Source organism: Streptomyces sp. NPDC048636 (assembly GCF_040650655.1).
Lineage (GTDB): Bacteria > Actinomycetota > Actinomycetes > Streptomycetales > Streptomycetaceae > Streptomyces.
Genome location: NZ_JBEZHR010000001.1, coordinates 293508 through 306192 on the forward strand (window position 1 = coordinate 293508; position 12685 = coordinate 306192).

General features: G+C 72.2%; 9 protein-coding genes. 7 read left to right on the plus strand and 2 right to left on the minus strand.

What is annotated here, in order from left to right; all coding sequences use genetic code 11:
- Positions 1 to 82 precede the first annotated feature (82 nt).
- The gene (locus tag AB0C66_RS01410; protein ID WP_362431341.1) at positions 83 to 2659 is read right to left on the minus strand and encodes a BTAD domain-containing putative transcriptional regulator; all 2577 of its coding nucleotides are present in this window, start codon (positions 2657 to 2659) and stop codon (positions 83 to 85) included.
- 131 nt (positions 2660 to 2790) lie between these two features.
- On the opposite strand from AB0C66_RS01410, the gene AB0C66_RS01415 reads away from it, so the two are divergent.
- The 6 genes from AB0C66_RS01415 to AB0C66_RS01440 all read left to right on the plus strand — a co-directional run bounded on the left by AB0C66_RS01415 (position 2791) and on the right by AB0C66_RS01440 (position 9812).
- A complete protein-coding gene (locus AB0C66_RS01415) occupies positions 2791 to 4017 on the plus strand; it encodes an amidohydrolase family protein (protein ID WP_362431344.1) in 1227 nt (408 codons plus the stop codon).
- Between the two features lie 53 nt (positions 4018 to 4070).
- Positions 4071 to 4697, plus strand: coding sequence for a hypothetical protein (locus tag AB0C66_RS01420; protein ID WP_362431346.1), 627 nt, complete (start codon positions 4071 to 4073; stop codon positions 4695 to 4697).
- Positions 4698 to 4961: 264 nt separating this feature from the next.
- Positions 4962 to 5924 carry a TIGR03619 family F420-dependent LLM class oxidoreductase gene (locus tag AB0C66_RS01425; protein WP_362431349.1) on the plus strand — a complete coding sequence of 321 codons (963 nt, stop codon included), beginning with the start codon at positions 4962 to 4964 and terminating at the stop codon, positions 5922 to 5924.
- 65 nt (positions 5925 to 5989) lie between these two features.
- Positions 5990 to 6775, plus strand: a complete 786-nt coding sequence (locus tag AB0C66_RS01430; protein WP_362431351.1) for a glucose 1-dehydrogenase — start codon at positions 5990 to 5992, stop codon at positions 6773 to 6775.
- A gap of 129 nt (positions 6776 to 6904) precedes the next feature.
- Positions 6905 to 8032 (plus strand): LLM class flavin-dependent oxidoreductase, encoded by a 1128-nt coding sequence (locus AB0C66_RS01435; protein WP_362431354.1) that lies wholly within the window; start codon positions 6905 to 6907, stop codon positions 8030 to 8032.
- 37 nt (positions 8033 to 8069) lie between these two features.
- Positions 8070 to 9812, plus strand: coding sequence for a D-aminoacylase (locus AB0C66_RS01440; protein ID WP_362431357.1), 1743 nt, complete (start codon positions 8070 to 8072; stop codon positions 9810 to 9812).
- A gap of 187 nt (positions 9813 to 9999) precedes the next feature.
- Here AB0C66_RS01440 and AB0C66_RS01445 read toward each other — a convergent pair whose 3' ends face one another.
- Positions 10000 to 11538, minus strand: a complete 1539-nt coding sequence (locus AB0C66_RS01445) for a CehA/McbA family metallohydrolase (RefSeq protein WP_362431360.1) — start codon at positions 11536 to 11538, stop codon at positions 10000 to 10002.
- Positions 11539 to 11733: 195 nt separating this feature from the next.
- Between AB0C66_RS01445 and AB0C66_RS01450 the strand changes: the two genes are divergently transcribed.
- The gene (locus AB0C66_RS01450; RefSeq protein WP_362431363.1) at positions 11734 to 12609 is read left to right on the plus strand and encodes a TIGR03619 family F420-dependent LLM class oxidoreductase; all 876 of its coding nucleotides are present in this window, start codon (positions 11734 to 11736) and stop codon (positions 12607 to 12609) included.
- Positions 12610 to 12685: the final 76 nt, after the last annotated feature.

A 12685-nucleotide genomic window follows, 5' to 3' on the forward strand; every position in this document is an offset into this window, starting at 1 on the left:
GTCGGCGGGCTTTACGTCAGTAGGGGCTGAACCTCTGCACAGGGCCGACACGGTTGGCGACGCTTCGTCGGTCAACGGGTCGTCAGATGGGTGGACGCCTTTCGGTCAGGGAGCCTCCCGGCAGGGACCCGCTGGTGTGGCCGGGAAAAGAATCCCCGTCCGGCAGGGGCATCCCGGGCGCACCGGCGAGCAATTGGCGCACCTCGGTGGGCTCCGGGGAGTCCAGCCGCTCCCGGAGCTCCCGCGCTTCCCGCCAGCACTCCCGCGCACGTGTCTCCTGTCCTAGGGCCATCAGGGCCTTTGTCCGCACGGTGAGGAAGGTGAAGCGGCGCCACTCGCCGCCGAAGCCCCCCAGGGCCAGCGACCGCTCGGCATACGCCAGCGCCTTGGCGGGTCGGCCGGCCGCAAGGTGGATTTCAGCCAGCCGGAAATGGGTCATCCCTTCCCATAGAGTCTGGCGGGCGTCCCGGAACAGTCCGAGGGCCCGGGTGAGCTGGACGATCGCCTCGTCCAGCCGATGGGCCCGGGTGAGGGCGATCCCCAGCGTGTACATTCCATTGGCCAGCCGAAGGGGCGCTCCGAGTCGCCGGTAGATCGCCAGCCCCTGTTCGGCCAGGGTGACCCCGGACTCGGTGCGCCCGAGCGTCACGTGCAGCCGCGAGAGGTTGGCCAACGCGCTTGCCTCGCCCGCCTCGTTGCTGTCCGCGCGGAACGCGGCCAGTGCCTGTTCCAGAAAGCCTTCAGCGTCCTCGTGCCGTCCCTGGCCGCTGACCACGATGCCAAGCTGGTTCGCGGCACGGCTCGCGACGACCGGGTCCTCGGCGGCGAGCGTCAGAGCGCGCCGTAGTTCCCGCGCCGCCTGCTCGAAGTGGCCGGTGAAGCCGTACAGATGCCCCAGGGCCGAGCGGGCGCGCGCCTCGGTGTGGCTGTCCCCCGCAGCGTGCGCTGCTTCGCTGACGGCCAGTGCGGCGCGTTCGTACTGGCGCGGGCGCGCACCGGACTCGGCGAGGTCGAGGGCGGCCATCAGCAGGTCGGCAGCGCGGCGGCGGGTGTCCGGACCGGTGCACTGTGACACACAGTTGATCAGCCCGTCAGCCTCGCTGAACAGCCAGTTCAGCCCGGCTCGTGAGGAGGGGAAGCTCAGGGCGGAGGCGCTGGTGGGTTCAAAGTGCTCCACGGTGCGGTCGCCAGGCCGCTCCAGGGCATACACCCGGGCGGCGGTGGCCAGGTAGAAGTCCAGCAGACGGGAGAGCGCGGCGTCCTGCTCGCCCGGCTGCTGGGCTCCGCGCTCCGCGCACGCCCGTGCGTAGAGTCGAACCAGGTCATGGAAGCGGTACCGGCCCGGTGCGGTGGCCTCCAGGAGTGAGATGTCCTCCAGCGAGGCGAGGAGCCGCCCGGTGTCCTCATGGGGCAGGCCGAGGACCGCCGCGGCGGAGGCGAGCGCGACGTTCGGCCCTTCGGCGAGCCCAAGCAGCCGGAACGCCCGTGCCTGCGGGGGCTCCAGCTGCCCGTAACCGAGCTCGAAGGTGGCCTTGACGGCCAGGTCCCCGGCGCGCAGTTCATCCAGCCTCCGGCGCTCGTCGGCGAGCTTGCGGGCCAGGACCGAGACGGTCCAGGTGCGGCGGGCCGCCAGCCTGGAGGCGGCGATGCGGATCGCGAGCGGTAGATGGCCGCAGGCGCTCACCACCTCCATGGCCGCTTCCCGTTCCACCTCCGCGCGCTCTTCCCCCACGATGCGCGCGAAGAGGGCGAACGCCTCGTCCGACCCCATCACGTCCAGTGCCACCCCGTGGGAACCGGCGAGGCCGGTCATGCGGGTACGGCTGGTGACCAGAGTGACGCAGCCGCTCCCGCCGGGCAGCAACCTGCGGATCTGCGCCGCGTCGCGCGCGTTGTCCAGGAGGACCAGGACACGACGGCCGACGAGTACGGACCGGTAGAGCGCCGCGCGCTCCTCCAGGCCGTCGGGTACGGCCGAGTCAGGCGTCCCCAGGGCGCGCAGGAAGCCACCCAGCACGCCATCCGGCTCGGCGGGAGTCGGGCCGGCCCCACGAAGATCGGCATAGAGCTGGCCGTCGGGGAAGCGGTGCCGCGTGGCATGGGCGACGTGCACGGCCAGCGCCGTCTTGCCGATGCCACCGGTGCCAGTGATCGTCAGCACGGTGCCGGCCGGCTCCCCGGCGGCGACGCGCTCGCTGAGCTCGGCCAGGAAGTCCGAGCGTCCGGTGAAGTCGGCGACAGTGGCGGGCAGCTGGGCGGGACGCGTCGGTGCCGACCCGGGCGCGGTGGAGATCTGGGTGAGGGCGGGGTCGGACCGCTCCATGCGCCGCCGGAGCCCGGTGAGTGTGGCTCCCGGTTCCACCCCCAGCTCCTGTGCGAGCCTTTGCCGGAGATCGTCGTACACCGCCAGCGCCTCGGAGCGCCGTCCGTCGCGGTACAGCGCCAGCATCAGCAGCCCGCACATTCGCTCGCGCAGCGGATGGGCCGTGGTCAGGCCGGTGAGCTCGGGAAGGACGTCGGCGTGGCGACCGCGCTCCAACTCCAGTTCGATGCGTCCTTCATCGAGGGCCAGGCCCAACTCTTCGTCCCGCCAGGCCCGTTCCGGACCGGGCGTGGCCGAAGTTCCCCGCCCTTCCGGTCGCTTGCCGCCGCCGACCATGGTGCCCCCCGCACGTGCCGTCTCGCTATACGGCCAGTCTGCCGCCATCGCGGCCGTACGTCAGCACGAAGCGCGGGCTCGGCGGATTCACCTAGCTGACGATCCGTCAGATCGGCGCTACCGTGACACCCATGGAGAGCTTCCCCAAGATCATCTCGGTGGACGACCACACGGTCGAACCCCCTCACGTCTGGCGGGACCGCCTCCCGTCGAAGTACCGCGACACCGCCCCGCGGATCGTCCGCGCGCCGCTGAAGGAAATGACCTTCGTCGGCGGCCGGTTCGCGCCGAAGATGGGCGCGCCCGGGGACGACGGGCCGCTCGCGGACTGGTGGGTGTACGAGGAGCTGCGGCGGCCGCTGACCCGGCTGGACACGGCGGTCGGCTACGACCGGGACGAAGTCCGGCTGGAGGCCATCACCTACGAGCAGATGCGGCCGGGTTCCTACTCGGTGCCCGACCGGCTGGCGGACATGGACGTCAACCATGTGCAGTCCGCGCTCTGCTTCCCCACCTTCCCCCGGTTCTGCGGGCAGACCTTCACCGAGGCCCAGGACCGCGAGCTGGGGCTGCTGGGGGTGCGGGCGTACAACGACTGGATGGTGGAGGAGTGGTGCGGCCCCGAGGCGCGCGGACGGCTGATCCCGCTCACCCTCATCCCGCTGTGGGACGCGGAGCTGGCCGCCGCCGAGGTGCGGCGGAACGCGGCGCGCGGAGTACGGGCCGTCTGCTTCTCGGAGATACCCCCGAACCTGGGGCTGCCCTCCGTCCACACCGACGACTGGGATCCGTTCCTCGCGGCCTGCGACGAGACCGGCACGGTCATCGCCATGCATATCGGCTCGTCCTCGCGGATGCCCTCGACCTCCGCGGACGCGCCCCCGGCGGTCGGCTCCACTATCACCTTCGCCAACTGCTGCTTCTCGATGGTCGACTGGCTGATGAGCGGGAAGTTCGAGCGCTTCCCGAACCTCAGGATCATGTACGCCGAGGGGCAGATCGGCTGGATCCCGTACATCCTGGAGCGCGCCGATGTGGTCTGGGAGGAGAACCGCGGCTGGGGCGGGGTGGCCGACAAGGTGCTGCGGCCGCCGTCGGAGCTGTTCGCGGAGCATGTGTACGGATGCTTCTTCGACGACGCCTTCGGGCTGCGGAACCTGGACGCGATCGGAGTGGGCAACGTCCTCTACGAGACCGACTATCCGCACTCCGACTCCACCTGGCCCAAGTCCCGGGAGGTCGGTGAGGCGCAGATGGGTCATCTGGCACCGGATGTGGTCGAGCGGATCGTCCGCGGCAACGCCATCGACCTGCTGGGGCTGACGGACGACGGGCTGTGGGCGGGGCCGGGGTCCTGAGCCGGTGAGGCCGTCCCGGGGCGCTGTCGGTGGTGGCCGGTAGCGTCCCGGGCATGGCGATGATGCTGCTGCCCCTCGACGACGCATGGCTCGACCGGATCCTGGAGTTCGCGGACCTGCCCTGGAGCCGGCAGGCCCATGACGACGTCTTCGTGCGCAACGGCTGGCATGTGGAGGGCGAGGACGGCGAGCCCGTGGTCGGGTGGGTGGACATGTGGCCGCTGGCCGGGGATTTCGACGAGGGCTGGCATATCGCGCTCGGCGAGTACCCCGGCTGCGCGGAGGAGCGCGCCGTGCCCACCGTGGTGTGCGACCACCCGGAGTGCCGTACGGACTGCTCGGTGATGCTGCCCGTCGCCTACAGCGCGTTCGGGGTCACCGGCCACGACGGGGCCCCGATACCGCCCGAGGAGTACTGGGACCTGGACTCCATGGGCGGCGGCACCTGGCTGCCGCGTGCCGAGGAGGACGACTGGGAGGCCGAGTACCGGCGGGTCGAGGGGCTGCTGCGCGGGCGGCTGGGCGAGCCGTCGGCGGTGGAGCCGCCGGAGCCGCTGGGCGCGGAGCGGGCGCTGAGCTGGGAGCGCGGCGGGTACCTGGTCACGCTCTTCTCCGGGCTCGAGTGGTACGCGTACGGCAAGTACGACTGGATCGGCGTCGACGTGCGCCCGCGGGTCTGAGCCGCCCGCGGGTGCGGGTGCCCTCAAGCGTCCGCGAGGCGTCCGGGGGCACTGACGCGTCCGCGAGGCGTCCGCGGGTCCGGGGGTCTCAAGTGCCCGCGCGGGGCCGCCGGTCTGAGGCGTCCGCGAAGTGTCCACCGCTCCGAGGTGCCCGGCGGGCGGCACCCTCCGGTCCGGCCCCGTCCGCCGTTCCGGTGCGGGCGGGGCCTTGTCTGATGGACCGTCAGATACGACGATGGCGGTCCACCGACAAGGAGGCACGCCATGCGCGTCCTGCCCTCGGGGCGGCTCAGTTACGGAATGCAGCTTCCGGTCCAGTCGCAGAGCACCCTCTACGCCGAGCCCTGGGAGGCGGCGGCGGGCCCGGCCGATCTGCTCGCGCTCGCCCGCGCCGCCGACCGGCTCGGCTTCGGCTATCTCGCCGTCTGCGACCATGTCGCGATCCCGCGGCGGCTGGCCGGTGCGATGGGCACCGTCTGGTACGACCCGGTGGCCACCCTCGGCGCCCTCGCCGCGGCGACCGAGCGGATCCGGCTGCTCAGCCATGTGGCGGTGGCCGCGCTGCGCCATCCGCTGCTCAACGCCAAGCAGTACGCGACCCTCGACCACCTCTCCGGCGGACGGCTGATCCTCGGCGTCGGGGCCGGGCATGTGCGGGAGGAGTTCGACGCGCTCGGCGTGGACTTCGCCGCCCGCGGGCCGCTGCTGGACGAGTCGATCGACGCGCTCAAGGTGCTGCTCGGACCGGAGGAGTTCGCCACGTTCCACGGTGAGCGGTTCACCTTCAGCGGGCTCGCGGTGGCCCCGCGCCCGGTCCAGACCCCGCGCCCGCCGATCTGGGTGGGCGGCTCCTCGCCCGCCGCGGTGCGCCGGGCGGCGGTCCGGGGCGATGGCTGGCTGCCGCAGGGTGACCCCCGGGAGCTGCTGCCCGCCCAGATCGCGCGGCTGCGCACGCTGCGCGAGCGGGCCGCCCGGCAGGACCCCGGCTGTGCGCAGCCGCTGGAGATCGGGGCCATCACCGAACCGCTCTACGTGGGGGAGCCCGGCTGGGAGGTCGGGCGGCGGACGCTGACCGGCGCCCCGGACCGGCTCGCCGACTCGCTGCGCGCGTACGCGGCCATGGGGGTGCACCAGATCCAGGTGCGGTTCCGCAGCCGCGGCCGCGCCGAACTCCTCGACCAGATGGCGGCGTTCGCCACCGAGGTCGCTCCGCACCTCGACGACTGATCGATGCGACTGATCGATACGACGGATCGATACGACTGACCGACACCGCTGACCGGGAGGCAGAAGTGGGCAAGCTGGACGGACGGGTCGTCATCATCACCGGTGCGGCGCGCGGACAGGGCGAGCAGGAGGCCCGGCTGTTCACCGCGGAGGGCGCACGGGTCGTGCTCGGCGATGTGCTGGACGGACAGGGTGAGGCGCTGGCCAAGGAGTTGGGCGAGGAGCGCGCCCGCTACGTCCATCTGGACGTGGGCCGCGAGGAGGACTGGGCGACGGCCGTCACCGCCGCCAAGGACGCCTTCGGCGCGGTGAACGGCCTGGTCAACAATGCCGGAATCCTCCGTTTCAACGAGCTGACCGGCACCCCGTTGGAGGAGTACCTGACCGTGGTACGGGTGAACCAGGTCGGTGCGTTCCTCGGGATGCGGGCGGTCGCCCCGGAGCTGGCGGCCGCGGGCGGCGGCACGATCGTGAACACCGCCTCCTATGTCGCCCTGTCCGGGATGGCCTTCCTCACCTCGTACGCCGCCACCAAGGCGGCCGTCGTGGGGATGACCCGGGTGGCGGCGATGGAGCTGGCGGACAAGGGGATCCGGGTCAACGCGATGTGCCCGGGCGCCATCGACACCCCGATGACCAACCCCGCCCGGCTCGACCCCGAGGCGGATCCGGCGGAGGCGTCGGCGGCGGTGGACGAGCTGTACCGGAAGCTGGTGCCGATGGGGCGGATCGGGCGCCCGGAGGAGGTGGCGCGGCTGGCGCTCTTCCTCTCCTCGGACGACTCCTCGTACATCACCGGCCAGCCGTTCGTGGCGGACGGCGGCTGGCTGGCCGGGGTGTCGGTGTTCTGACCCCCGGTGGTCCGCCCCGGGGTGGGAGCACCGGTCTTGACGCTCCACTCTCGCGGTGCCAGAGTCAGTCAAAATCTGACGGTCAGTCAGATAACCGTGAACGGGCGATGCCAGAGGCGGTGAACCTCCATGGAATTCGGACTGTTCGTGCAGGGGTACGTACCGGAGCGACGACGCCGCACCGACCCCGAGGCCGAGCACCACGCACTGGTCGAGGAGACCGAGTACGTCATCCAGGCCGACCGGTCCGGATTCAAGTACGCGTGGGCCTCGGAGCACCACTTCCTGGAGGAGTACTCCCACCTCTCCGCCAACGACGTCTTCCTCGGCTATCTCGCCCACGCCACCGAACGCATCCACCTCGGCTCCGGGATCTTCAATCCGCTGCCGCAGGTCAACCACCCGGTCAAGGTCGCCGAGAAGGTCGCGATGCTCGACCACCTCTCCGGCGGGCGGTTCGAGTTCGGCTCCGGGCGCGGCGCGGGCAGCCACGAGATCCTGGGGTTCATCCCGGGTGTGACCGATATGAACTACACCAAGGAGATCTGGGAAGAGACCATCGGCGAGTTCGCCAAGATGTGGCTCCAGGACGAGTATCCGGGCTTCGACGGCAGGCACTGGTCGCTGCCGCCGCGCAAGGTGCTCCCCAAGCCGTACGGCGCCGGGCACCCGGCCATGTGGTACGCGGCGGGCTCGCCCTCCTCGTACGCGATGGCGGGCGAGAAGGGGCTCGGCGTCCTCGGCTTCTCCATCCAGAAGGTCTCCGATATGGAGTGGGTGCTCGACTCCTACAAGACCGCCGTCGAACGGGCCGAACCGGTCGGCGGATTCGTCAACGACAACGTGATGGTGACCTCGACCGCGATCTGCGCCGAGACCCACGCCAAGGCGGTCGAGATCGCGGTCGGCGGCGGACTCAACCACCTCCAGTCGCTGCTGTTCCGCTACCACGACACCTTCCCCCGGCCCGAGGGCATCCCGGAGTGGCCGGAACTGCTGCCGGAGTACACCGAGGAGATCATCGAACTCCTCATCGCCGAGGAGCTGATGATCTGCGGCGACCCGGACGAGGTGTTCCGCCAGTGCAAGCGGTGGGAGCAGGCCGGGGCCGACCAGCTGTCGTTCGGACTGCCGATCGGCATCGGCTACGAGGACACCATGAACACCATCAAGCTCATCGGTGAGCAGGTGATCCCGAAGATCGACACCGATCCCGTCCACCGGACCACGCGCTTCCGCGGTACGGCCGGCCGCTAGGCGCTGTCCGGCCGCCGAGACGAAGGGACTTCCAGCCGTGCTCGACCACCTCATCCAGGGCGCCACCGTGGCGGACGGCACGGGCGCGCCGTCCCGCACCGCCGATGTCGGCCTCCGCGACGGGCGGATCGTCGCCGTCGCCGAGCCCGGGGCCGTCGGCGAGCCCGCCCGGTCCACCGAGGACGCCACCGGGCTGGTGCTCGCGCCCGGGTTCGTCGATCCGCACACCCACTACGACGCCCAGCTGTTCTGGGACCCCTACGCCACCCCCTCCATGAACCACGGGGTGACCACCGTGGTCGGCGGCAACTGCGGCTTCACCCTGGCGCCGCTCCACCCCGACCGGCCCGGCGACGCCGACTACACCCGGCGGATGATGAGCCGGGTCGAGGGGATGTCGCTGGTCGCGCTGGAGGAGGGCGCGCCCTGGAACTGGCACGGCTTCGGCGAGTACCTCGACGCGCTGGAGGGCCGGATCGCCGTCAACGCGGGCTTCATGGTGGGCCACTGCGCACTGCGCCGCCATGTGATGGGCGCCGACGCCATCGGCGGCCAGCCCACCGCGGCCCAGCTGGAGGCGATGCTGCGGCTGTTCCACGAGGCGATGGACGCGGGGGCGTGGGGGCTGTCCACCACCCAGTCCGCCACCCACGCCGACGGCGACGGCCGACCGGTCGCCTCCCGGCACGCCCGGCCCGAGGAACTGATCGCGCTGTCCCGGGCCGTCGCCGACCACGAGGGGACGCAGATCGAGGCGATCGTCGCGGGCTGTCTGGACAGGTTCGCGGACGAGGAGATCGACCTGCTGGTGGAGATGAGCGCCGCCGCCGGACGGCCGCTCAACTGGAATGTGCTGACCGTCGACGCCGCCGTGCCGGAGCGGGTGCCGCGCCAGCTCCAGGCCAGTGAACGCGCCCGTAAGGCGGGCGGCCGGATCGTCGCGCTCACCATGCCGATCCTCACCCCCATGAACATGTCCCTCGGCACCTTCTGCGCGCTCAACCTCATCCCCGGCTGGGGCGACGTCCTGGCGCTGCCGGTCCCCGAGCGGATCGCCCGACTCCGTGAACCCGCCGTACGGGAGGAGATGCTGCGGCGTGCCCAGAGCCCCGAGGCCGGGGTCTTCCGGCGGCTGGCCGACTTCGCGCGCTATGTCATCGGCGACACCTACAGCGAGGCCAACACCGGGCTCACCGGCCGGGTCGTCCGCGATATCGCCGCCGAGCGCGGTCAGGACCCCTTCGCCGCCCTGGTGGAGATCTGCGCCGCCGATGAACTGCGCACCGTGCTGTGGCCGATGCCGACCGACAACGACCCGGCCAGCTGGGAGCTGCGGCGGCAGACCTGGGAGCACGAGGACGTTCTGCTCGGCGGCTCGGACGCCGGGGCCCATCTGGACCGGATGTGCGGCGCCCCGTACACCACCCGTTTCCTCGGCGACTGCCTGCGCGGGCGGAAGCTGGTCGGTCTGGAGCGGGCGGTGCGGATGCTGACCGACGACCCGGCACGGCTGTTCGGGCTGCGGGACCGCGGCCGGATCGCCGAGGGCCACCACGCCGACCTCGTGTTGTTCGATCCCGAGCGGATCGACGCGGGCCAGGCCACCCTGGTCCACGACCTGCCCGGGGACAGCCCCCGGCTGGACTCGCGGGCGGTGGGCCTGGTCAGCGTCCGGGTGGGCGGGGTGGAGACCGTCCGGGACGACACGATCACCGGCGCCGTCCCGGGAACGGTCCTGCGTTCGGGCCGCGACACCGCGACGGTGAGCACCAGGGACTGATCCCTCGCCCCGCACCGCCCCGGTCGGGGGCGCCTCGCGGAACCCCCCCCTGGCCCTGGCCGCCGGTGGGGCCGCGGGTGAGGAGGGGCAGGCGGCGCCGCCGAGGCCCTCGGCTCGCGGGTGACCACCAGCCGGTCCACCGGGGTGGACCGGCCGACCGCTGTGGCGGAGCGGGCGGGGGAAGCCCCTACCGCTCGCCGAGCCAGATGGGGTTGGTCATGGCGGCCATGCGGCCGGGGATGCCGGATGCCCCGCCGTCGGCCGGGGCGTGGCGCACCTCGGCGCGTACATAGGCGGCGTACGAGGGCGTGGTGCGCCACTCCGCCGTGCCCGCCCCGGAGCCCGGCAGCGCCGTGCCGTACAGCTGGCCCTGGTCGGTGAGGAACCGCACCGAGCAGTCCGGTCCGGCGCCCGAGACCTTCAGCCGGACCGTGACCTCCTCCGCGCGGCCGATCTCCAGCCGCTCGCCGATCCCCGCGTGCTTCCCCCGGCCGCCGACCGCCTCGAAGGTCAGGTCGATCGAGGAGGACTCGGCGATCCAGCTGCGGCCCTTGCGGATGCCCTCCTGGATCGCGGTGCGGGACAACTCGTCGGCGAGCACGACCGTCTGCGGCAACCCGACGACCTGCGGCTCCCGGTGGGCGTCGCTGTTGCCCATCGCCGGGAGCCAGCGGCCGTCCCCCCGGGCCGCGGCCACCAGCGTGTTGTCCCATTCGGCGACCGTGGCCTCGTCGTCCGGGGTGAAGTCCGCGTTCCACACCTCGACCGCGTCGGCCTCGTTGAACCCGAACTTCCAGTTGCAGCCGACACAGGTGCCGTGCGGATGCGCGGGGACGACCAGTCCGCCCGCCTGCCGGATCTTGCGGGCGTAGTGGCCGAAGCGGTTGTCCCGGGCGCGGTAGCGCCAGTCGATGAAGACGCCGGGGTCGGTGCCGAGGGCCACCACATGGCCATTGCGGGTGGTGACCTCCTCACCGGTGAGGATCAGCAGGTCATCGCCCCACAGCCCGGCCCAGGCACCGTGCCCGGAGGTGGTGTTGTGCTCGGTGGTGGTGAGGAAGTCGAGCCCGGCGGCGCGGGCCGCGGCGGCCACCTCGGCGGGGGTGCGCTTACCGTCGGAGTGCACGGTGTGCAGATGGCAGTCGCCCCGGTACCAGGCCCGGCCGCGCCCCTTCGCCCGCTGCGGCGGGTGGACCGGCTTCGGGGTGTGCCCCGGCTCGCCGAACCGCACGGTCACGGTGACCTCGTAGGTCAGCCCCTGCGGGGCGACGGTGTACGGCCCGAGCACCACATGCCAGGTGCCCGCCCGCACCGGCCCCGCCAGATACCCCGGTGTCGCCTCCTCGGCGCTGATGGCGAACTCCGTACGCGCCCCGCCCGACCAGCCGCGGAAGCCGCGCCCGCCGAGATCGATACCGCGCTCGTCGAAGATGCCGATGTCACAGGCGTTTCCCTGGGTGCCGGTCGGGACCGACGGCTTGTCGTAGCCGTACGACACGGCGATCTCGCGGACCCCGGGGGGCACTTCGACCGGCAGATAGACGAAGTCCGGTGCGCCGGTGGGCAGCTGGCCGGTGACGGTGCGCGTCTTCTCCCGCTGCCCGCCGCTGCCGCTGTCACCGCCGTCGTCCCGCCCCTCGGCCCGCGCGAACGTCACGGGGTCGAGCGTGAACACCCCCGTCGCGCCCGCGAGCGCGGAGAGCCTGAGTACGTCGCGTCGCTGCATGGTCGCCCCCACCATCGAACGTGCCCGCCATCGGATCTGCCCTGTGCCGTGCCGTGCCGCGCCGTGCGGTGCCGTACGACACCCGCGTGACACCGTTGTACGCGTGGGTGACTTCCACGGAAAGCCCTGTGGATAACTCCATGGCGACGGGGGAACATACGCGCAGCCCCACCCGGCCCACGCGGAGGTGCAGCCATGCGCATCGCTACCACCGTCTTTCTCACCGATGAGACCGTCCGGCCCGCCCGGCTCGCCCAGGAGCTGGAACAGCGCGGTTTCGCCGGGCTCTATCTGCCCGAGCACACCCATATCCCCGTCAGCCGCGACACCCCCGCCCCGACGGGTGAGCCGCTGCCGCGTCAATACGGCCGCACCCTCGACCCGTTCGTGGCGCTCGCCCAGGCGGCCGCCGTCACCGAAGTACTCGGCGTCGGCACTGGTATCGCCCTCGTCGCCCAGCACGACCCCGTCAGCCTCGCGAAGCGCGTCGCCACCCTCGACCACCTGTCCGACGGCCGTTTCACCTTCGGTATCGGCTACGGCTGGAACGTCGAGGAGGCCGCCGACCACAACGTCTCCTGGTCCGACCGCCGCGATCTCGTCCAGGACCGGATGGCGCTGATGCGGGCCCTGTGGACCCCCGAGCCCACCGCCTACCGGGGCCGGTTCGGATCGGTGCGGGCCAGCCTCGCGCACCCCAAACCGGTGCGCAGGCGCTCCCCGGCCGATCCGCTCACCGGTCCGCGCACCCTCGTCGGCGGCGCTGCCGGGCCCAAGCTGTTCGCCCACATCGCCGCCTACGCGGACGGCTGGATGCCCACCGGGGGGCGCGGTCTGACGGAGGCGATCCCCGCGCTGCGCCGGGTGTGGGAGGAGGCGGGCCGGGACCCGGCGGCGCTGGAGGTGGTGCCGTACGGGGTGCTGCCCTCGCCCGGCAAGCTGGCCCACTACGCCGACCTCGGTATCGAGGAGATCGTCGTCCAACTCCCGGTGCCCGGGCCCGGGGCCACCGGCGCGGCCGTCGGGGCGGAGATCCTGCGTACCCTCGACGACTACGCCCAGTACCTGTGACCCACCCCGCGACCCGGGTCCGCACATGCGCCCCGCGACCCGCGCGCGGCGCCCACCCGCGCCTCGGTCCCACGAT